Genomic DNA, 21,539 nt, shown 5'->3' on the forward strand with positions numbered 1-21,539 from the left:
GATCGCGCATCGCACCGAGCAGGGCCGCGCGATAGCAAGGCGCAACCTTCTCGACCAACCGGGAGGGAACCAGCGCCTATATGACCCAAATTCCCGTCCAAAGCGAGAGCGCTGACCGACACCAGCGCCTCAGTTGAGCCTCATGGCTGGAAGAACGAACCCCTTTCGCCCCCTATCACGCGAGATCCAGCGCCGCATGGGGAGCCAGGCCCGCAAGATTGACGTTGAAAAGGAAGTCTGTCGCATCAAGGCCGTGGAAGCCGTCGAGCGTCACCGACGACCCGCCGTAGACCACGATCGTCGCATGGGAAGTCTCGACGATACCGATTTGTGCCATCCCGGCAGGCCCCTGCGTGAAGACGATCTTGTCCTCGCCCTTCGTAAAGTCCCGGATATGGTCGAAGCCGAAATCGGCGCTGGCGAAGACAAAGCTATCTTTGCCGCGGCCTCCGACCATGATGTTGTTCCACACGTTGCCGATCAGCACGTCACTGCCGTCGCCGCCCGCCACGTTCTCTATTGCTGTCGTGCCGGTCGTCCTCAGCATCGCGCCGCCGATCTGCGAGACAGACCCGGGGGCGAGGTTCACAAGGACCCCGGCCCGCGTCGCCGAGGCATCGATCCAGTCATTGCCCCAGTTGAGGTCATCGAGGACCGCGCGAGACGGATCGGTCGCAGCAAGCAGGCCGAAGGCATCGGTGAAGTGATAAACGTCGTCGGCCGATTGCTCCGCGCCATATACCGTCACCTTCGCCGACGAGACCATGCCGACAGCACCTGTAACGGTGTCGATGAGGCGGACGGTCCAGGTTCCCGTCGAATCCTCGCCACGGAACGCCTCGGAACCGAAGGTCCAGGTCCAGTTGATGTGCGTTTCCTTGGCGCCGGCGCCAGCGGAGAGCAGTTCGGACACGGTCCCCGATGGCGAAACCAGTTCGATGCGCATCTGGTTCACGTCGGAATGCGTCAGGTTGAGCGTCAATTCTACATGCTCGACGGAAATCGATGCGCCGATCTTCGTCTCGAAGCTCGTCGTCGCTTTGTCGGCGATCATGCGATTGAGGGTCACCGAGCTGGACGTGCTGAGTTCGTTGCCGCTGACCTTGGCGGATCCGAACTCTGACCAGACTTCGGCCATCCGCACCGCGGAGCGGGCATCGACCAGTCCAAAGCCGTAGTCATTGGAGAAATGCAGCCCGCCACCATTGAAGGAGTTGGCGTGGTTGATGATCCAGCCATAGGCCTCGCCGTTCTGCGCGCCGGCTCCGATGGCGGATCCAACATGCTGGGCGCTCAGCGCCAGGATGTCCTGGACGTCGCGCCAACCGAGATTGGGGTTGGCTTCGAGCATCAGCGCGACCACACCCGAGACGATCGGCGCGGCGGCCGAGGTGCCGCCGAAGGTGGTCGTGGTGTCGCCGGTCGAATACCCCGCGCTGCCCGTCATGTCCGTCGTGGCGATACCCTTGGCTCCCCCGCTCGAGGGAGCCGAGACCAGCAGGCTTGCGCCGCGGTTCGAATAGCCGGCGACGAAGTCCTGGTCCGTGACGGCGCCGACAGTGATTGTGGCGCGACTGGCGCTGAATTCGCTGGTGTTGGCGTCGACCCGGCTTTTCAGCCAGTCATTCCCGGACGAGTTCACGACAATTGTGCCGAGCCCGCCGCGACCGTTCTGCACTCCAGCTTCGAGAGAGGCCACAAAGCTGCGTCCGAAGGTGGTGTCGGCGCCGTCGGAGTAGCGCTCCGTCCAGCCCCAGGAATTGTTGACGACATCGAAGCGCGACATCTGCTGCATCGAGGTAAGCATGTCGCTCGATGCTCCGAAGACATTGACGCCGGTCACCCGCGCGTCGCTGGCGATGCCGATGCCACCGTTGCCGTCGTTGGCGGCAGCGGCAATGATGCCCGCGACCGCTGTACCGTGTGCGCCGCCGACGCCATTGCCAGCACCTATTTCGAGTGACGCCATGTAGTTCTGCTTCAACCCGGCGTGGGTCGCTTGGATACCGGTATCGTAAACCCCGACCTTGATACCCGATCCACGATACTGTTCGTAGACGTAATCGAGACCAATACGGTCAAGGTGCCACTGCTGAGAGAGTAACGGATCATTAGTTTTGATCGACATAGCCCCACCCGATCGCGAACGTTGCGAAACTCATGGGTGAAGACTACGAATGCTTTTCGAATAAACGCTCCGAAAATTAAGTCGAATTTGATCTATATTGGATTAGTACTTTATTACCCCTACCAAAAAAACAAGCGGGCCAATGGCCCGCTTGCATGGGTGACGATTTAACCCCGATTCTAGATCAAGGCCCCCACGTCAACGACGATATGTGTGCCGACGATTTTGACCCCTGTCGCCTTATCCTCGGCAACCAACAAGATATCGAAACGGCCGGCACTGTAGTCATAGGGCTGGATCCCATCGATCTCCGAATTTGAATCGATTATGTTCTTGAGCCAATCAAAGCCAAAATTTACGGAGTTCTGAGAGCGAATAGCGCTTCCGGCCGCATTACCATCGTCGTCATTGATAAAGCCGGTCAACTTACCAGCAGGATCAATCCAAGGCGTGACACCAGGGGTGATCTGGGTCAGCTTGAGTTCCTGGTACGAAGTCCCGACTGATTTGTCCGTATCGACGAGAAGTTTAAAGGTGTAGTTGTTCAACGTCTCGGATCGACCGTTGAGCCCTGTCAAGACCGAGAAATCAAAACTCCAATCTGCGCGGTTTGCGTTAGACGGGGATACTCCCGTGTCGGCTTGGTAATGGACTAATCCATCTTGGCCCTTGATTCCAATTATATCCGGACCACCGCGTTCCTTCGCTTTCAATCCAAGCTCAATACCTAAACCTTCATGCCTGACCAAATTGAACCCAGTAACCGTATTGCCATCACCGTAGAACATCTCGGCACCCTTGCGGGCCGCCATATCAACGGATTTATTCATGGCTTCCATGATATAATCTGGCCGAGCAAAGCCCTTCGCAAAGTCGAAAGCCTTCGCCACGCCAACCGGAGCAGTTGCAGCATCGGCCAGCTCACCGCTGATCCACGGGCGGTTTTCGTATTCATCACGAACCAAATTCTTCAATTCCGTCAGCTTGGCGTCGCTGAATTGGCGATCGCCCATCGAGGCTGCTCCGACATTGCCGAGCAGGTTGTCGTGCAGCAGCTGCGAACGCCCATCCGCACTCGCTTTCCCGACGATATCGGTGATGACGTTCGCGACGTTTCCGCCAGCGCCCGCAGCGGGGTCGATGTCATTGATATACTTGACGCCAAGGCGGATGGTCGCCTCATTGATCTCCAAGTTTGTGTAAGCCTGCTGGCCTGCAACGACGTACTTGTCGTCCCAGAAATCCCACTGGACCTTGATGGCGTCCCTTACTGAACCGTTGACGAGAAATTGGCTCTGCGCCGACACGAAGCCCTGTGAGGAGTGGATAAGCTGATCGAGATTGACGGTCGGCTCGAACTGCGTGGCGCCAATCGCAGCCTGGAAACCGACCCCAGTGACATTGAGGACGCCGGCCCCGTCGACTGCAATCGCCTTGCCGTTGAGCACAGCCCCGTCGACATTGAACTTGGTGCCCTGCTGAACAAGGACGATCTTTGTGATCGCAGCCAGATCTATCACGCGCGTCTGGCCGTCGGGCTCGACAATCTTGAGATTTGCCTGGTCGATCGTGCCGACATATCCGCCATTGGCGGTCAGCGTCAGAACGCCGTTCTGGAGCGTATAATCCACTGTATCCGCCGGCGGCGAACCACCACCGCCCGGAGAAACAACAGGCGCGTCATCGAAATTCGAAAGCGGCTGACCGGGCACGAAATCAGCGTCACCCATCTTCTCGATGAATGCCTTGGCGGCACCGGCATAGTCGAACACTGACGTCCCGTTGAGGGCAGCCTCGCCGAGCATCTGGCCAATCGCCGCACCTCTGGCAAACAAGGTCGCGGAGTCGGCTGATATCCCGACCTTCGTGTAGATCGAGACGAAATAGTCGATCTGCGCCTGGAAATGAGCGTTCTGCTCGGCGGTCGGAGCCCTGCCGAAGACATCGTTGTACGCGACATTGACGAACTCGCTGCCAAGCACGCCATACTTATTCGCAAAGGCTTCGGTTTCGGCGAAGCCGCGACCGAGCGCCTCATAGGGTCCCAGCAGCGGCTGCCCAACCCCCATCGATGCATAATATGCGTACTGGACCTGCGCGAACGCGCTCAGGTCGGCAAGCTTCTCAAAAAGCGGCGTCGCACCCGTAAAGAAATTGGACACGATGAGCGACGGAAGTGTCGCAGAGTCATCCTGAGTAACGGTTTTGCCTGGAACAGCCTCGGTAGCCATTTGGAACTCCCCTCAACCCACAGCCCGCTTGATGCGGATGGAGGGAAAATCGCTGCATTTTTAATCAAATGCAATTGCGAATTAACACTTTATTGACAATTACTACTAAATGGTTAATCTCGTTACGATCATACCGCTACGTCACTTTCGATTTTTAGATTGCGTTCGTTACGTCATGCGACGCCCCCTTCTTCTCCCGAATTCGGGCCGCTCCCAACTATCCACAACGGCATCTTGACCGCGGCCTCGCTCGTCCAATCGGACCAGCCGTCCCACCCAAACTCCGCGATCAAGCGGCTGGACGTCGCTCAACGACCGCCGGGACTGACCGACTGGCCACTGCTGCGTGAGACCAACGCGTCTCATGCCGCCGTGCTGGCCGGCATTCCGGGGAATACTAGAAATACTCCAAAATATTCTTGTTGCTCGGGAATTGCCGCTCCCCTAGACATGGTCAACCATGCCAGCGGTTCGCGGAGCCCTCATGCTGTCATGCGATTGGGCCGACAGGCCGCTCCATCAGGATTGTTCCCACCCGATGCAACTGCTCGAGACCGCCCCGAACTTCTCATCCGTTGCGGGCGCCGAGCCGCTGTTTCGGCTCGAAGGCGCGGGCTTTGCCATTCCAGGCCGGGCGCTGCTGCAACCTCTGACGCTGGACCTGCCGAGCCGCAGCGTGGTCGGGCTGATCGGGCATAACGGCTCCGGCAAATCGACGCTGGTCAAGCTGCTGGCGCGCCAGCAGCCGTGCTCGACTGGCACGATCCGCTTCGAGGGGAAGGCGCTCGACGACTGGAGCGGCCGCGACTTTGCGCGCAAGGTCGCCTATCTCCCGCAGCAGACACCGGCGGCGGCCGGGATGCTGGTCAAGGAACTGGTGGCGCTGGGGCGCTATCCCTGGCACGGCGCGCTCGGGCGCTTCAGCGACACGGATAGACGCAAGGTGCGCGAGGCGATGGCGCTGACGGGGATCGAGCCCTTCGCCGATCGTCTCGTCGACACGCTGTCGGGCGGCGAGCGCCAGCGCGTCTGGATCGCGATGCTCGTGGCGCAGGACGCGGAATGCCTGCTGCTCGACGAGCCGATCTCGGCGCTGGACGTCGCCCATCAGGTCGAGGTGCTGTCGCTGGTGCAACGGCTGGCACGCGAGCGCGACCTCGGCGTGGTCGTGGTGCTGCACGACGTCAACATGGCCGCGCGCTTCTGCGACGAGATCGTCGCGCTGCACGGCGGCAGGTTGATCGCGCGCGGCACGCCCGCCGAGATCATGACGCCTGCGCAACTGGAGGCGATCTACGGCATCGCCATGGGCGTCATCGCCAACCCCGACACGGGTGTGCCGATCAGCTTCGTGCGCTGAGGTTTGCGCAGTGAGCCTGACGCCCGCCACCACCGGGGCGAGGTCGGCCTTTGCCGATGACCGTCATTGCGAGCGGAGCGAAGCAATCCAGAGACGGCAGTGCTCTACGGCCCCCTGGATTGCTTCGTCGCTTCGCTCCTCGCAATGACGGCCACTGCCCAGGATGACGTTCGGTCACAGGACGCGCTGAACCGGCCGAGCCTTATGGCACCAGCAGCGCCAGCGCGCGTTCGATGCGGCTGCAGCCGCCACGGGCGCGGGCCTTGGCATAGGAGCGCTTGAGCTTGCCGCTGGCATAGGAGCGCACCACGACCTCGTGGACATAGCTCTTGCGCACCACGGCCGGCGTGTTCACCAGCCGCTCGGAGATCGCCTTCATGATGTCGGCAAGCTGGCGCTTGCGGCCGGCTTCGCTCGCGGCGATGTCGCTGGCGAGCAGGAGTTCGGCAGCCGCGGCATTGGCCGCCAGCATCCGCAGATCCTTGCTCGAGACCTGTATGCCCGCGGCTTCCGCCAGATAGGCGTTGATGTCGCCGGAATGCAGCGCCGCGACAGTGCCGTCCTCGCGACGGTACTGGAACAGGCGCCGGCCCGGCAAGGCGATGATGCGCGTCAGCGCTCTCGCCAGGGGCGCGAAATCGCAGGCGCAGGCGATGTCCTTGCCGCTCTTGCCGCGAAAGGTCAGTTCAACCCGGCCGCCGACCACGGCCACATGGCGCTTGAGCAACGTGGACGCGCCATAGCTGCCATTGGCCTTGGCGTAGCTCTCGCTGCCGACGCGGATGTGGCAGCGATCGATGATGCAGGCTGCGCAGGCCAGCGCCTTCTCCCGGCACAGGGTTCGCAGCTTCAGGTCGCGCGCGATGGCCGCGCGGATTTTCGGCAAGGCCTCGACCAGCAGCTTGAGGCGGGCGAGCTTGCGGCGCTCGCGGACCTTGTCCCAATCGGGATGGTAGCGATGCTGGATGCGCCCGGCATCGTCGCGCCCGACGGCCTGGAGATGGGCCCGGGGATCTGCGGCGATGCGGACATCGGCATAGGCGGGCGGGATCGCCAGCGAGCGTATCCGGTCGAGCGTATCGGCATCCCGGATCGCGTGGCCCTCGGCATCCGCATAGGAGAAGCCGCGCCCGCGCTTCATGCGGCGGATACTCAGGGCCGCCGCCGGGATACGCTTAAGTCTGCCACCACCTGTTTCCGTCGCCTGCGCTGTCATGCCGCCCACCCTGTCCGGATAGCGGTACAAGCGGGGTGCGCCAGCAAGGTTCCGGGGTGGCGGGTCGCGCTGAGATCAAATCAGCGCGACTGTGGCGACAGGGCTGCTCAGCCCGCCAGGATTGCAACGCCGGCCAGCGCCAGGCCTCCACCGGCAATGCGTGCGACGAGCGGTGCGCGGGCAGCCAGGACACCGGCAAGCGCGAGGCCAGCGCCATGCAGAGCGACTGTCGAGAGCACGAAGCCGAGCGCATAGCCGAGGCTGCTCGCACCCTCGGGGAGTTCCGCGCCATGGGCGTGCCCATGGAAGATCGCAAACAGCGCGCAGGCGGCGGTACCGGCGGCAAGCGGGGGCGCAGCCTTGAGCGCGATGGCCAGTCCGAGCGTGATGACGGATACCGCGATGCCGATTTCGACGCCCGGCAGCGCCGCGCCCGACATGCCCCACAGGCCCGAAACCACCATCATCGCGACGAATGCGAGCGGATAGGCCAGCCGGGCCCGGCCGCCGACGAGGCCGGCCCAGAGGCCGACGGCCAGCATCGCCAGCAGGTGATCAGCCCCGGCCAGCGGGTGCGCGAGCCCCGCCGTGAAACCGTGCACGGAGCCGACCCCGGTATGCGCCAGCGCCGGCCCGGCCGCGCCCAGCAGCAGTGCCGTGAAACCCGCCCGCTTGATCATCGTCTTCATGGTCATCGTCCTCTTCCAGCTCTGCGCGTCAGGCGGCCGTTACGGCCTTCAGCCCGCCCGCCATCTCGATGAAATCCACGACCGCGTCGACCCCGTCGCCCGCGCGCGTATTGGTGAATACGAAGGGGCGCTTGCCGCGCATCATGCGCGAGTCCCGCTCCATCACGCCGAGATCGGCGCCGACATGGGGGGCGAGATCCGTCTTGTTGATGACCAGCAGGTCGGATCGCGTAATGCCCGGACCTCCCTTGCGCGGGATCTTTTCGCCGGCCGCGACGTCGATGACGTAGATCGTCAGGTCGGCAAGCTCGGGCGAGAAGGTCGCGGCCAGGTTGTCGCCGCCGGACTCGATCAGGATCATATCGAGATCGGGAAACTTTGCCCGCATCTCCTCGACTGCCGCCAGGTTGATCGAGCAGTCCTCGCGGATCGCGGTGTGGGGGCAGCCGCCGGTCTCGACACCCATGATGCGCTCCTGCGGCAACGCACCCGCCACCGTCAGAAGCCGCGCATCCTCCTTGGTGTAGATGTCGTTGGTGATGGCGCAGAGGTCGTAGGTGTCGCGCATGCGCTTGCACAGAACCTCCATCAGCGCGGTCTTGCCGGAGCCGACGGGGCCGCCGATGCCGACGCGCAGGGGGCCGTGCGGGGAGCGGGTCATGAGCGAAACAGCCTCGAATACTGGGTTTCGTGACGCAGGGATGCGAGATCCGAACGCAGGGCGCAGCCTCCGAGATCGTCGAGCGTTGCCGTCTCGGCGGCTGCCGCGGCCTCATGCAAGACCGGCACCAAGCCAGCCGTGATGCGCTGGCCGTCAGTCTGCCCGACGATGCCGAGCCGCACGGAAGCCGAGACCAGGTTGGCGACGAAGCCCAGCCCGTAGGCCTCCAGAGCGGGCAGCAGCGGTACACCGTGGCCAGCAGCAGCGACCGAGATCGCGATGGGATAGGCGATGTCGCCGGTCCAGGTCGCTCTCAAGGCATCGAAAGCCTCGCAGGGCCATGCGGCGCGACCGGCGGCGAGGAACGCGTTGCCCTGGGTCACAGTCTCGAGCCGGCGTTCCGCCGAATTCGCCAGCGCCAGCGCAAGCTCGGCGGCTTGCGCCAGACCCGCGCCATCTCCCTCGCGGCAGGCGCGATAGGCGCAGGCGAACAGGATGAGATCGTTGCGCAGCGAGCCGTGCTGCACCAGCACATCGAGCCAGTCGGTCAACGTGGCACGGTCATTGAGGTCGCCGACCTCGAAAGCCCATTCGAGCCCATGCGAGTACGCAAAGGCGCCGACCGGAAAGGACGGCGACAGCCAGACCATGAGCGGCAGATGGGCCGAAGCCGAAGATGTCATCGGCGTTCAGTGATCGTGCGAGTGACCCTTATGGCCGTGCTCGGCCCCATGCTTGTGGCCGTGATCATGCTTGTGGCCATGGTCGTGATCACTGTGCTCATGTCCGCAGCCGCAGGCGGCGCCGTGAGCGTGTGCATGCCCGTGATCATGCGCGGCATGGTCGTGGGCGTGATCGTGCGCCTTGTGGTCATGGCCCTTGTGATCATGCCCTTCATGATCATGCGCGTGGGCGTGATCGTGGTCATGATGCGCATGAGCATGGTCGTGACCATGGGTATGGTCGTGACCATGGGCATGGCTAGGGTGGTCACAACTGGCGTGGTCGTGCCCGTCATGATCATAGGCGCCACGCTCGGGCTGGAACGGGCGCGTCACCAGCGCCATGGCGCAGCCCTGCCCACGCACCATCTCGGCCAGGACGTGATCGTTCTCGATATAGATCGCGTCGGCGGTGATCTCGGCCGGGGTGTGCCGGTTGCCGATATGCCAGGCGACGCGCATCAGGCGCAGCGGGTTTTCGGCGCGGATCTCGAGCAGGCTTTGCGCGGCTGCCTTGATCTGGACGAGGCGGCCGTCCTCGAGCTTCACGGCGTCGCCATCGCTAAGCGCGGTCGGCTTGTCGAGATCGAGCAGGATGTCGAGCCCGCCATCGCCCTTGAGAGCGAGCCGGCGACGGTTGCGATCCTCGTGGTCGAGCGTCAGCGTCTCGACGACCTTGTCCGCCTTGACCGCGGCCTTGCGAACGACGGAGGTGGCGCGAAGCATGATGTCAATTCCGTGATGTTGATGGCTCGGTAGCGATCAGGAGATCGCAGCTTGCGCCACTTCGACCACCAGCCGGCCCCGTGCGCAAGTCCCGACTTGCACAGGCAAGCGATGAGCCGATGCGGCGCCGTAACTCTCAGGCCGCGCTGACCTTGGGCAGCGGGATCTTGCGCGGCTGCTCGTCGCCTTCGGCAAGGCGGTTGTCGAACTTCAACTGCGCCGTGTGGATCTGTTCGAGATGCTCGAACGCCCAGACGCCGAGCGCCTGCACAGGCTCCCACAGCGAGCGGCCGAGATCGGTCAACTCGTAGTCGACGCGCGGCGGGATGGTCGGAAACACCGTCCGGCTCACCAGCCCGTCACGCTCGAGCCCCCGCAAGGTGAGCGTCAGCATGCGTTGCGAGATGCCGTCGATCAGCCGCTTGATCTCGTTGAAGCGCCTGGGACCGTCGCCGAGCAGGCGGACGATCTGGATGCTCCATTTGTCGCCGACGCGATTGAGGATAGGTGCGACGAGGCGACAGCTCTCGGTTACATGAATGTGCCCCTGTTCCAAAAATGTGCCTCCTTGTGGCGTTTCTTGCAGGCTCGTACATAGCCTCGGTATCAAACGTATACCATAGAGGCTCCCCCATGAAACTGCTTCATCTCGATTCCAGCATCCTTGGCGAGAACTCGGCCAGCCGGGAGGTTTCGGCCGCCATCGTCGCCGGGCTGCGCAACTCCGATCCCAGCCTTGCCGTCACCTATCGCGACCTCGCCGCCGACCCCGTGCCGCATCTGTCGGGCGCCTATCTCGCCGCCGCGGCGGGTGCGCCTGGCAGCGAAAGCTTCCAGCAGGAAGTGGCCGACAGCGCCGCGATCATGGACGAGTTCCTGAGCGCAGACGTCGTTGTCATCGGCGCGCCCATGTATAATTTCGCGATCCCGTCGCAGCTCAAGGCCTGGCTGGACCGCGTCTTGGTCCGCGACAAGACCTTTCGCTACACCGAAACCGGTCCGCAGGGCCTGGCCGGCGGCAAGCGCCTGATCGTCGCGATCGCTCGTGGCGGCGTTTACTCGGATGGCGCCCCGGCCGCTCCGCTGGACTTCCAGGAGCCTTATCTGCGCGCGGTGTTCGGGTTCATCGGCATCACCGATGTCGAATTCGTCCGTGCCGAGGGCGTCAACCTCGGCCCCGACCAGCGCAAGGCCGCGCTCACGAACGCCGTGGTTGCGGCCAACGCCTTGCCCGTCGCGAGCGCCAAGGCGGCCTGATCGGCAGCCAAGGCTCCCGCCAGCTCAGGCGAGCGGTCCGACTATCGAGCGAGCAGCGCCGCTTGAGGGCGTCATTCCGAGGAGCGCAGCGACGAAGCAATCCAGGGAGACGTCGAGCGCGTCCGTTCTGGATTGCTTCGCTGCGCTCGCAATGACGGTTAGCGTCGTCGCTCTGCGAAAACCTGTCAGAACAAAAAGTAGCGCTGCGCCAGCGGCAATTCCCTGGCGGGCTCGCAGACCAGCAATTCGCCATCGGCCACCACCGCATAGGTTTCCGGGTCGATCTGGATGTCTGGCGTGGCGTCGTTGTGGATCATGCTCTTCTTGGAGATGCCGCCGCGGGTATTCTCCACCGCGACCATCTCCTTCTCGGTCCCCAGACGGTTGCGCAGGCCGTTGGCGAGCGCCGCCTGCGAGACGAAGACCAGCGAGGTCGACGTCACGGCCTTGCCGAAGGCGCCGAACATCGGGCGGTAATGCACCGGCTGCGGCGTCGGGATCGAGGCGTTGGGATCGCCCATCGGGGCTGCCGCGATCATGCCGCCCTTGATCACCATGTCTGGCTTGGCGCCGAAGAAGGCCGGCGACCACATCACCAGATCCGCGAGTTTTCCAATCTCCACCGAGCCGATATGGCGCGAGATGCCATGCGCGATCGCGGGGTTGATCGTGTATTTCGCGACGTAGCGCTTGGCGCGGAAATTGTCGGCGCCGGTGCCGACATCCTGCGCGAGCGTTCCGCGCTGGACCTTCATCTTGTGCGCCGTCTGCCAGGTCCGGGTGATGACCTCGCCGACGCGCCCCATCGCCTGTGAATCCGACGACATCATCGATAGCGCGCCGAGATCGTGAAGGATGTCTTCAGCCGCAATCGTCTCCTTGCGGATGCGGCTCTCGGCGAAGGCGAGGTCCTCGGGGATCGAGGGCGACAGGTGATGGCAGACCATCAGCATGTCGAGGTGCTCGTCGAGCGTATTAACCGTGAAGGGACGCGTCGGATTGGTCGACGAGGGCAGGACGTTGGGCAGCCCCGCCACCTTCATGATGTCGGGCGCATGGCCGCCGCCGGCGCCCTCGGTGTGGAAGGCGTGGATGGTGCGGCCCTTGAATGCCTTGATGGTGTCCTCGACGAAGCCGCTCTCGTTGAGGGTATCGGTGTGGATCATCACCTGGACATCGTAGTCGTCGGCGACCGAGAGGCAGTTGTCGATCGCGGCAGGGGTCGTGCCCCAGTCCTCGTGCAGCTTCATGGCGCAGGCGCCGGCCTCGATCATCTCGACCAGCGCGCCCGGCAGCGCCGCATTACCCTTGCCGGCGAAGGCGAGGTTCATCGGAAAGGCGTCGGCCGCCTTGATCATCTGGCCGAGATGCCAGGGGCCGGGCGTGCAGGTGGTCGCCAGCGTGCCATGGGCGGGGCCGGTGCCGCCGCCGAGCATGGTGGTCAGGCCTGACATCAGCGCGTCCTCGATCTGCTGCGGGCAGATGTAATGGATGTGGCTGTCGAAGCCGCCGGCGGTGATGATCTTGCCCTCGCCAGCGATGACCTCGGTGCCGGGGCCGACGATGATGGTCTCGGAGGGATCGAAATTGCCGAAGCCGGCCTGGATATCGGGATTGCCGGCCTTGCCGATGGCGCAGATGCGCCCTGCCCTGATGCCGATATCGGCTTTCACGATGCCCCAATGGTCCAGGATCAGCGCATTGGTGATGACGGTGTCGACGGCGCCATCGGCGTTGCGGACCTGGCTTTGGCCCATGCCGTCGCGGATGACCTTGCCGCCGCCGAACTTCACCTCCTCGCCATAGGTGGTGAAGTCCTTCTCGACCTTGATCCGCAACTCGGTGTCGCCCAGCCGGACGATGTCGCCGGTGGTGGGGCCGAACATCGCGGCATAGGCGTTGCGCGGGAAGGCAAAGGGCATGGCGTCTCTCTGATTCCGATCGGGAGGCTGCAAGCAAATCTCAGACCGACGCAGCCGGCGGCGGCGGCGATCCTCCGCCTTTGCGCTTTGGTGTCTTGGCGACAGCCTTGCGTCTGGCCTTCGGACGCTGCTCCTGCAGCATCTCGAGCTGGACCTGCTGGATCTCGGCCAGGCGCTGCCACTGCTTGGTGATCAGGTGATCGATCTTCTCATGGAGATGGCGGATCTCGAGTTCGGCCTTCAGGTTCACCTGATAATCGTTTGAGGAGCGCAGGCGATCCTTCTGCTCCTGCCGGCGCTGGCTCATCATGATGATCGGCGCCTGGATCGCCGCGATGCAGGAGAGCACGAGGTTCAGCAGGATGAAGGGATAGGGATCGAAAGCCCGGTCGAGCCCCACGATCACGTTGATCGCCATCCAGACCACGAGCACGCAGCCGAAACTGATCAGGAATGACCAGGAACCGCCAAAGCTCGCCAGCCCGTCCGAGAGGCGCTCGCCCAGCGTGCGTTTCTCGTCGAAATCCTCCTCGACATTGGCTGCGATCGTATCCTGCTTGGCGATGCTCTCGACCACCTGGCGGTCGAGGTCCGAATATTCGCCATGCTCCTCGCGCAGGATTTCCTCGACATAGCGCGTGCGATAGCGGGCCAGGGCTGCCTTGCTGATCAGGCTTTGCTCGGTCAGATGCGGAAAATCGGTGAGGATCCGTTCCGCCAGTGACGGGCGCAAGGTCTCCAGCGGCACGAGGTTCTTGCGGCTGGTTTCTGTGCCGGAAATCGCACAGACACCGTGCTTGCTGTTGCCGTTTTCGGTCGCGGGACGAGGCGGCTCTGCGGCGATGTCTGTCATGGGCGGTTCCCGAGCGTGCCGCGAGGCGGCGCGGCTAGAGCTTACCCATGATCTCCTGGCGGAAGCCATAGACCTCTCGTTTACCCGCCAGGGCCACAAGTCTGACCTCGCGGGTCTGGCCGGGCTCGAAGCGCACGGCGGTGCCGGCGGGGATATCGAGGCGGAAGCCGCGCGCCCGGTCGCGCTCGAAGCGCAAGGCGGGGTTGGCCTCGAAGAAATGGTAATGCGAGCCGATCTGGATCGGCCTGTCGCCCGAATTGGCGACCGTGAGCGTCAGGCTCTCGCGGCCCTCGTTCATGATCAGATCGCCCGGCAGTGTCGTGATCTCGCCCGGCGTCAGGCGACCGGCCGAACCGCGGATCGGCTCATGCACCGTGACGAGCTTGGTGCCGTCGGGAAAGGTCGCCTCGACCTGCACGTCGTGGATCAACTCGGCGATCCCGTCCATGACCTGGTCGGCAGCGATGACATGTGCGCCGGCCTCCATGAGGTCGGCGACCGATCTGCCATCGCGCGCGCCCTCGACGACGAAGTCGGTGATCAGCGCGATGGCTTCCGGATAGTTGAGCTTGACGCCGCGCTCGAGCCTGCGCCTCGCCACCATGGCAGCCATGGCAATGAGGAGCTTGTCCTTCTCGCGCGGCGTCAGGTTCATGACTTGACCTTCTTGTCTTCGTCTTCGGAGGCATCGTCCTCCGCGTCATCTTCGTCCTCGTCGTCTTCCTCGTCGTCCTCGTCCTCGTCATCGCCGTACTCGGCGTACTCATAGGCGAAGACGATCTCGCCGGTGGCGGGGTCGAAGAGGCTGGAGGAGGATTGCTCGAACGCCTCGATCAGCATCTCGGCGTCGTCGGGACCGTCGACCTCGAAGCGGCGAACCGCTTCGTCGCCCTCACCGCCCAGGATGAGTTCCAGCGACCAGCCCCGCGCGCCGGTGTCGTAGATGCATTTGAGACCCTTGATCGCCAGCATGACGCTCTCCTCAGGTTGACCAGGTGCGCGGCAGCGCACGGCCGGTCAATTGCCCCAGCATCGTGACGAGGACGCGACGAAGCGCCTGCGCATCGAGGGAGAGCAGCCGGATCACCAGCAGGTCGGACACGATGCCGGCTCCGGCCTCGACATCGGCGAAATCCGCTCCGGCAAGACGCTCGCGCAGAGCATCGAGCCCGGCGAGATGGTCGGGTCCGGCTGCGACTATGGTCGCGGCCGCTTTCGCACCCGCAGCCACCGCGAGACGGGCAAGGTTGGCGGCGATCGCGCCATCCAGCCTGAGGTCGTCGGCAAAAATCAGCCGGCCCTCGCGCCGGATGCGCCAGCGGTCCCGCAATGCGCCGCGCAGCACGGTCTCGCCCATCGCACTGCGGCCAAAGAACACGGATTCGCAGGCAACGAGACGTGTATCGGCAGCCAGATCGATCGTCAGGCTGCGCGACAGCCTGGCCCCGGAGAACAGGATGCTCTCCTGCGGCAGCCAGGCGAGACTGGCGCCCGTCTCCAGCGACAGTTTCGTCTCGATGCGCGTATCAGCGCCCTGGCTGCGATAGATCTTCTCGGCCGCCTGGGTGGTGATGACGGCATCGCTGCCGGGCCCCATCACCGCCTCGACACGCATCGCGTCGCCACCGGCCATGCCGCCGCCCGTGTTGATCAGGACGGCCTCGCTGGTGGCGTCGAAGGTCGTGGGGAAGCGGGCGCGGTAGCCGCCGGACTCCGCGAGTTCCAGCCGATGCGTGCGCATGCCAACGCGGCCAAAGCGCAGCCGGACGCCGCCGGAAGCGCGGACATAGGCCGGAAGGAGCGGATCGATTGCGGCCGGGACAGGCGGCGCGAACATGCAGGGCTCTCGGGCGAAAGGTGGCGTCAATCTTCCGCGCGCCCGCTTATCGGGCAAGAGCGATGCTCCGTCGCAACGCCTCAATTTTAGGCAACTCGCCTTAGCGGCAGGCTTCAGCTGTTTGCTGCGAGAAAGCGCTCGACGTCGCCGCGACCGGGCGTGCCAGCGCGTCCGCCGAAGCGCGTGCATTTGATGGCGGCGACAGCGGACGCAAAGCGGATTGCGGCGCGCTCGCCCTGCCCCTCCGCCAGCGCAAGCGCGAAGGCCCCGTGCCAGACATCGCCCGCGCCGAGCGTATCGACCGCTGCGACATCGAAGGCCGGCGAATGGGCGATCTCGCCATTCTCCAGGAACAGCACGCCTTCATGGCCCAGCGTCACCGCAAGCCAGGTGCCGGTACCCTGTGCGAGCCTGGCAAGGCCCAGCCGCGGATCCTCCTCGCCCGACGCTTCGAGCAGCGCCTGCGCGCTGAAGGCGACATGGGTGGCGCTGGAGACGAGTTCGGGATGAGGCGGATTGCGATCGGCATCGAGTACGGCTGGCACTCCGGCCTCTCGCGCCCGCTGGAAGATCGCTCGTGCGCCCTCGACCCAGCGGATGTCGGCCAGGACCGCCTTCGCTCCTTCGGGCAGACGCGCCGGCAAGCCCTCGGCGGAATCCGGCATGGCGGGATCGGAATAGGACATCACCAGGCGCTCGGCTGCCGCGTCGACGAAGATGGCCGATACCGGCGAGCGTAACCCGGCAAACCGCAGTGCCGGGCCGGTCTCGACGCCCTCTTCTGCGAGATCGGCGAGGATGCGGTCGCCGGTCAGGTCGTCGCCAAGACGCGTCGCCAGCCATGACCTGCCGCCCAGCCGCGCCACGGCGACCGAGGCATTGCCGGCACAACCGCCGCCAACCACGGCGAGGTCGCGCGCTCGGTGCTTTTCGGGGCGGGTCGGCATGGTGTCGACGCCGTAGACGTAGTCGAGCGTAGCAATGCCTAGACAGAAGACGCCGGTCATGAGGCCTCAATGCGTGCAATGGCGTGCGGGCCACGAGCGGCCGCGCCGACAGACCATGGTCCGCGCCTCGTCCAGCGCGGCGCGGACCGCTTTCCTGAGACCCCGATGGTGTCGCGGGTGATGATCACCAGCGCCACAGCTGTCCTCCGGCAGGGACTAATTCATATGGTCCCACCGGAGGATACCGCGCGTGGCGCCGGAACCGGCTTACCAGGCCCCGGTGTTTTGCATGCTGAGCCAAGGCTCGGCCGGCGCCTTGGGCTCGCCCTTCTGGAGTATCTCGATCGAGATGTTGTCGGGCGAGCGCACGAACGCCATGTTGCCGTCGCGCGGCGGGCGGTTGATCGTGACGCCGGCCTTCATCAGCTTGTCGCAGGTGGCGTAGATATCATCGACCTCATAAGCGAGATGGCCGAAATTGCGACCGCCGGCATACACCTCCGGGTCCCAGTTATAGGTCAGCTCGAGCGTCGGGGTGCCACGGCTGCCACCGTTGCGGACATGCTCGACGTCATCGGACGATGCCAGGAAGACCAGCGTGAAGCGGCCCTTTTCGCTCTCGATGCGCCGCGTCTCGACCATCCCGAACTTGTTCACGTAAAAGTCGAGCGACGCATCGAGATCGGTGACCCGCACCATGGTGTGTAGATATCGCATCGTGGACGTCCCCTAGTTTCGATCACCGACGGGTTGATCTCGGCCCTAGATCGGGCCAAACCCTGCGCATTCCAAGAGGCGGGACGCGAGAGCGCTATGAACCAAACGCAAGGCGAAGCGCCCGCGCGACTCGACGCGAGCACAATCTCCAGCATCAAGCAGCGCGCGGCAATCCTTTCGGTGATGGCGACCATCCTGCTGACACTCGCCAAGGGAGTCGCGGCGGTGCTCTCGGGCTCGCTCGCCCTGATGACAGATGCGCTGCAGGGCGTGATCGACATCGGCTCGACGCTGTTCACATGGTTTGCCGTGCGCGCCGCCGACAAGCCCGCGGATGACAGGCACCATTACGGCCACGGCAAGGTGGAGGCGCTTGCGGCGCTGATCGAGACCGCGATCCTGTTCGCCCTGGCTGGCGCGATCCTGTGGGAAGCCGGCAGCCGGCTCTGGACTGCCCAGATCGAAACCGTCTCGGTGACGCCCATCGTCATCGGCGTCATGCTGCTCTCCATGATCGTCGACTCCATTCGCTGGCGCTCCTTGACCGTCGTCGCCCGCGAGACCGGCAGCGACGCGCTGGCGGCAGAGGCCACGCATTTCTCGACGGATTTCGTCGGCTCGGCGCTGGTCCTCGCCGGGCTGGTGGCATCCTGGTACGGCTTCGTGCGAGCCGACACGGTCGCTGCCTTCGCGATTGCCGCCTTCATGGTGTTCTCGGCATTCAAGCTCGGGCGCCGCACGATCGACACGCTCCTCGATGCCGCTCCCAAGGGCCTGAGCGAGCGCCTGCACGATGCCGCGAGCGCAGTTGCCGGCATAGTCGCGATCGACTGGATCAGGGTCCGGCCTGCGGGCGGGCGCATCCTTGGCGAGATCGGCATCCGGGTTTCGCGGACATTGCCGCTGGACCGGGTCGTGGCGATCAAGCAGACGCTCCTCGACGCGATCCAGCAGATCGAACCCGGCGCCGAGATCACCGTCGCAGCCAATCCGATCCAGGTCGACGACGAGACGGCGCTGGAGCGCGTGCTCCTGATCGCGCTCAAGCTCAAGATCCCCGTGCATCACGTCACAGTGCACAGCATTGGCGAACGGCTCTCGGTCAGCCTCGACATGGAGGTCGACGCCAGACTGCCCCTGAGCGAAGCCCACGACATCGCCTCGCGGCTGGAGGCTGCGATCCGGGCGGAGTTCGGCGGCGAGACCGAGGTCGAGACTCATATCGAGCCCATGGAAACCGGTCAGCCCTCCGGCCACAATGCCGCATGGGAAACGGTCGAGGACATCGGCAAGGCGCTCGCCGGCGAGGCCACCACCCTTGGCGGGCCGGTCCGCGACATCCACAGCGTGCGCGTGCGCGAGACGGAGAACGGGCTGGTGGTGAACTATCACTGCCGTGTCGACCCCACGCTCGACGTCATGGCCGTGCACGAGGCCGTCGACGCAATCGAGCGCGCGGTCAGGCGGGCGCGGCCGCGCGTCTGCCGGCTCGTCAGCCACGCGGAACCGCTGCCGGGCTGAGGCTTCGCCGGGCTCCTGCGCGGTGCAGGCTTTCGGCCGCGCGGAGCAAGGGCTACACACGCAACGACACAGCTCGTTTCGTCAGGTCTCGCATGCGCACCGAAGATGCCCCGCTGATCCGCCTCGAGGATTACCGCCCCTCGGACTGGCTGATCGACACCGTCGACCTCGACGTCAGCCTCGACGCGCACAAGACACGGGTGCGTACGTTGTTGGCGCTGCGGCCGAACCCAGCCGGGCAGGCAGGCGCGCCCCTTCGCCTTGACGGCGACGAACTGGCACTCGCGTCCCTCGCGCTAGACGGCACGGTGCTGCCGGGCGACGCCTATGACGCGAGCGCGCAGGCCCTAATCATCCATGCGCCGCCGCAGCGAGGCTTCACACTGACCATCGAGACGGTGCTAGACCCCTCGGCCAACACCAAGCTGATGGGTCTTTACCGCTCCTCGAACGTCTACTGCACGCAGTGCGAGGCCGATGGTTTCCGGCGCATCACCTATTTCCTCGATCGGCCCGACGTGATGTCGGTCTACACCGTGCGTCTTGAGGCCGAGAAGGCCGAGGCGCCCGTGCTGCTCGCCAACGGCAACCTCGTGGCGACGGGCGATGTCCCGGGCGGCGACCGGCATTTCGCTGTCTGGCATGACCCGCACCCCAAGCCCGCCTATCTGTTCGCGCTCGTCGGCGGCGCGCTCGACCGTGTTCGTGAGGACTACGTCACAGCCGATGGGACCTCCGTCGAGCTTGCGGTCTATGTCGAGCCCGGCAAGGCCGACCGCGCTGGCTGGGCGATGGATTCGCTCATTCGCTGCATGCGCTGGGACGAGCGCGTCTTCGGCCGCAATTATGATCTCGACGTGTTCAACGTCGTCGCCGTGTCTGACTTCAATATGGGCGCGATGGAGAACAAGGGCCTCAACATCTTCAACGACAAATATGTGCTGGCCGACCCGCAGACCGCGAGCGATGGCGACTATGCCTCGATCGAGGCGATCATCGCGCATGAGTATTTCCACAACTGGACCGGCAATCGCATCACCTGCCGCGACTGGTTCCAGCTCTGCCTCAAGGAAGGCCTCACCGTCTTCCGCGACCAGGAATTTTCGGCCGATGAACGCTCGCGCCCGGTCAAGCGCATAGCCGATGTGAGGACCCTGCGCGCGACCCAGTTTTCGGAGGACGCAGGCCCCCTCGCCCACCCGGTAAGGCCCCGCGCCTATAAGGAAATCAACAACTTCTACACGCCGACGGTCTACGAGAAGGGCGCGGAGGTGATCCGCATGCTCAAGAACCTGATCGGTGACGATGCCTTCAAGGCCGGCATGGACCTCTATTTCGAGCGCTGCGACGGCACGGCGGCGACGATCGAGGAATTCCTGGCCTGCTTCGCAGAAACATCCGGACGCGACCTGACCCAGTTCGCACGCTGGTATGACCAGGCCGGCACCCCCAGCATCGTCGCCTCGGGCTACTACGACGCGCGGCTTAAGACGTTCACGCTCGACCTCGCCCAGACGACGCCACCCACCCCAGACCAGCCGCGGAAACAGCCGGTGGTGCTGCCGGTGGCGCTCGGGCTGGTCGGCAGGGCGGGCGATCTGCCGCTCGAGACGGATTCGCCGGCCTATGTCGGCAACGGCCTGATCGTGCTCGACCGCCCGAGCCTGTCGGTGACCTTTACCGATGTCGCGGAGATGCCGATCCCCTCCCTGCTGCGCGGCTTCTCAGCGCCTGCACGGCTCGAACTCGACCTGAGCGACGGCGATCTGCTGCGACTGTTCTCGGCGGACAGCGATTCCTTCAACCGCTGGCAGGCCTTGCAAAGCGTCGCGACGCGCGCGCTGGTGACGGCGGGACGGCCCGGCGGCGACTTTGCCGCCCTCGCCCGGAAGAGCGGCGAGATAGCGACCGCGCTGCGCAGCTTCGTCGAGACCCAGGCCCTGGCGGACCCCGCCTTCGCCGCGCAGGTGCTGCGGCTGCCCGCACCGGCCGACATCGCGCGCGAAATCGGCCGCGACATCGATCCGCAGGCGATATTCACGGCGCATCGCCGCCTCTGCAGCGAGGTCGGCCAGAGCCTGCGCGCGCCGCTGAGCGAGATGCGCGAGGCCCTTGCGGTCAGCGGCCCCTACAGCCCCGATGCCGCCTCGGCCGGCCGGCGTGCCTTGCGCAACGAAGCGCTCGGGTTGATCGCCATCGCCGATGCCGAAGCCGGTGCGAACCTCGCGGAGGCGCAGTTTGCCACGGCCGACAACCTCACCGATCGCCTCGCCGCCCTCGCCGCGATGACGCTGATCCCGGGCGAGGCCCGCGAAAACCTGATCGCACGCTTCGGAGAGGCTTATGCCGCTGAACCACTGGTGCTCGACAAATGGCTGCTGGCGCAGGCGCTAATCGCGGAGGCCGGCACGCTCGATCGCGTGAAGGACCTGATGCAGCACCCTGCGTTTGCCCTGACCAATCCGAACCGGGTGCGTGCGCTGATCGGCGGCTTTGCCGGCAACCTGACGCAGTTCAACCGCGCGGACGGCGCAGGCTACCAGTTCATCGGCGCGATGGTGAGCGCGCTCGACAGGAGCAATCCCCAGATCGCTTCGCGGCTGCTCGGTTCGTTCAAGAGCTGGCGCATGCTGGAACCGGGCCGCAAGGGTCTCGCCGAGGCCGCGCTTCGAGCCGTCGCCCGCTCCCCGGGCCTGTCCCGAGATGTCTCCGACATCGCCGAACGCACGCTCGCCTGAGCCGCGTTCGGGCA

19 protein-coding genes are annotated in these 21,539 nt (G+C 64.7%); 4 read left to right on the forward strand and 15 right to left on the reverse strand.

Features of this window, described 5'->3' with window-relative positions; all coding sequences use genetic code 11:
- Nucleotides 1-175: 175 nt before the first annotated feature.
- Both AC1D2L_RS03870 and AC1D2L_RS03875 read right to left on the reverse strand, forming a co-directional pair.
- Nucleotides 176-2,128 carry a S8 family serine peptidase gene (locus AC1D2L_RS03870; protein WP_476844485.1) on the reverse strand — a complete coding sequence of 651 codons (1,953 nt, stop codon included), beginning with the start codon at nucleotides 2,126-2,128 and terminating at the stop codon, nucleotides 176-178.
- A 179-nt stretch (nucleotides 2,129-2,307) separates the two neighbouring features.
- Complete coding sequence (locus AC1D2L_RS03875; protein ID WP_476844486.1) at nucleotides 2,308-4,359, reverse strand: hypothetical protein; 2,052 nt, start codon at nucleotides 4,357-4,359, stop codon at nucleotides 2,308-2,310.
- A 538-nt stretch (nucleotides 4,360-4,897) separates the two neighbouring features.
- Between AC1D2L_RS03875 and AC1D2L_RS03880 the strand changes: the two genes are divergently transcribed.
- Nucleotides 4,898-5,719, forward strand: coding sequence for an ATP-binding cassette domain-containing protein (locus AC1D2L_RS03880; RefSeq protein ID WP_476844487.1), 822 nt, complete (start codon nucleotides 4,898-4,900; stop codon nucleotides 5,717-5,719).
- A gap of 202 nt (nucleotides 5,720-5,921) precedes the next feature.
- Here AC1D2L_RS03880 and AC1D2L_RS03885 read toward each other — a convergent pair whose 3' ends face one another.
- The 6 genes from AC1D2L_RS03885 to AC1D2L_RS03910 form a co-directional block, all read right to left on the reverse strand.
- Nucleotides 5,922-6,935, reverse strand: coding sequence for a DNA topoisomerase IB (locus tag AC1D2L_RS03885; protein WP_476844488.1), 1,014 nt, complete (start codon nucleotides 6,933-6,935; stop codon nucleotides 5,922-5,924).
- Nucleotides 6,936-7,042: 107 nt separating this feature from the next.
- Entirely contained in the window at nucleotides 7,043-7,624 is a 582-nt protein-coding gene (locus AC1D2L_RS03890) for a HupE/UreJ family protein (RefSeq protein ID WP_476844489.1), read from the reverse strand.
- 28 nt (nucleotides 7,625-7,652) lie between these two features.
- On the reverse strand, nucleotides 7,653-8,285 hold the full coding sequence (gene ureG / locus AC1D2L_RS03895; protein WP_476844490.1) for an urease accessory protein UreG: 633 nt from the start codon (nucleotides 8,283-8,285) through the stop codon (nucleotides 7,653-7,655).
- Nucleotides 8,282-8,968 (reverse strand): urease accessory protein UreF, encoded by a 687-nt coding sequence (locus AC1D2L_RS03900; RefSeq protein ID WP_476844491.1) that lies wholly within the window; start codon nucleotides 8,966-8,968, stop codon nucleotides 8,282-8,284. The genes ureG and AC1D2L_RS03900 overlap by 4 nt, the downstream gene beginning before the upstream one ends.
- A gap of 6 nt (nucleotides 8,969-8,974) precedes the next feature.
- On the reverse strand, nucleotides 8,975-9,733 hold the full coding sequence (locus tag AC1D2L_RS03905; RefSeq protein WP_476844492.1) for an urease accessory protein UreE: 759 nt from the start codon (nucleotides 9,731-9,733) through the stop codon (nucleotides 8,975-8,977).
- 136 nt (nucleotides 9,734-9,869) lie between these two features.
- Nucleotides 9,870-10,289: a winged helix-turn-helix transcriptional regulator gene (locus AC1D2L_RS03910; protein ID WP_476844493.1), complete on the reverse strand. Its 420-nt coding sequence runs from the start codon at nucleotides 10,287-10,289 to the stop codon at nucleotides 9,870-9,872.
- A 77-nt stretch (nucleotides 10,290-10,366) separates the two neighbouring features.
- Between AC1D2L_RS03910 and AC1D2L_RS03915 the strand changes: the two genes are divergently transcribed.
- Nucleotides 10,367-10,990 (forward strand): FMN-dependent NADH-azoreductase, encoded by a 624-nt coding sequence (locus AC1D2L_RS03915; RefSeq protein WP_476844494.1) that lies wholly within the window; start codon nucleotides 10,367-10,369, stop codon nucleotides 10,988-10,990.
- A gap of 185 nt (nucleotides 10,991-11,175) precedes the next feature.
- Here AC1D2L_RS03915 and ureC read toward each other — a convergent pair whose 3' ends face one another.
- The 7 genes from ureC to AC1D2L_RS03950 form a co-directional block, all read right to left on the reverse strand.
- Nucleotides 11,176-12,912: an urease subunit alpha gene (gene ureC / locus AC1D2L_RS03920; protein ID WP_476844495.1), complete on the reverse strand. Its 1,737-nt coding sequence runs from the start codon at nucleotides 12,910-12,912 to the stop codon at nucleotides 11,176-11,178.
- Nucleotides 12,913-12,952: 40 nt separating this feature from the next.
- Nucleotides 12,953-13,765 (reverse strand): DUF1003 domain-containing protein, encoded by an 813-nt coding sequence (locus AC1D2L_RS03925; RefSeq protein WP_476844496.1) that lies wholly within the window; start codon nucleotides 13,763-13,765, stop codon nucleotides 12,953-12,955.
- 34 nt (nucleotides 13,766-13,799) lie between these two features.
- On the reverse strand, nucleotides 13,800-14,420 hold the full coding sequence (locus tag AC1D2L_RS03930) for an urease subunit gamma (RefSeq protein ID WP_476844497.1): 621 nt from the start codon (nucleotides 14,418-14,420) through the stop codon (nucleotides 13,800-13,802).
- Nucleotides 14,417-14,737, reverse strand: a complete 321-nt coding sequence (locus AC1D2L_RS03935; protein ID WP_476844498.1) for a hypothetical protein — start codon at nucleotides 14,735-14,737, stop codon at nucleotides 14,417-14,419. The genes AC1D2L_RS03930 and AC1D2L_RS03935 overlap by 4 nt, the downstream gene beginning before the upstream one ends.
- A gap of 10 nt (nucleotides 14,738-14,747) precedes the next feature.
- The gene (locus tag AC1D2L_RS03940) at nucleotides 14,748-15,602 is read right to left on the reverse strand and encodes an urease accessory protein UreD (protein ID WP_476844499.1); all 855 of its coding nucleotides are present in this window, start codon (nucleotides 15,600-15,602) and stop codon (nucleotides 14,748-14,750) included.
- Nucleotides 15,603-15,715: 113 nt separating this feature from the next.
- Nucleotides 15,716-16,609, reverse strand: coding sequence for a PfkB family carbohydrate kinase (locus tag AC1D2L_RS03945; protein WP_476844500.1), 894 nt, complete (start codon nucleotides 16,607-16,609; stop codon nucleotides 15,716-15,718).
- 207 nt (nucleotides 16,610-16,816) lie between these two features.
- Complete coding sequence (locus tag AC1D2L_RS03950) at nucleotides 16,817-17,266, reverse strand: VOC family protein (protein ID WP_476844501.1); 450 nt, start codon at nucleotides 17,264-17,266, stop codon at nucleotides 16,817-16,819.
- Between the two features lie 96 nt (nucleotides 17,267-17,362).
- On the opposite strand from AC1D2L_RS03950, the gene AC1D2L_RS03955 reads away from it, so the two are divergent.
- Nucleotides 17,363-18,787: a cation diffusion facilitator family transporter gene (locus AC1D2L_RS03955; protein ID WP_476844502.1), complete on the forward strand. Its 1,425-nt coding sequence runs from the start codon at nucleotides 17,363-17,365 to the stop codon at nucleotides 18,785-18,787.
- A 92-nt stretch (nucleotides 18,788-18,879) separates the two neighbouring features.
- Nucleotides 18,880-21,525, forward strand: coding sequence for an aminopeptidase N (gene pepN, locus AC1D2L_RS03960; RefSeq protein WP_476844503.1), 2,646 nt, complete (start codon nucleotides 18,880-18,882; stop codon nucleotides 21,523-21,525).
- Nucleotides 21,526-21,539: the final 14 nt, after the last annotated feature.

Source organism: Allobosea sp. P1_B10, from assembly GCF_056406735.1.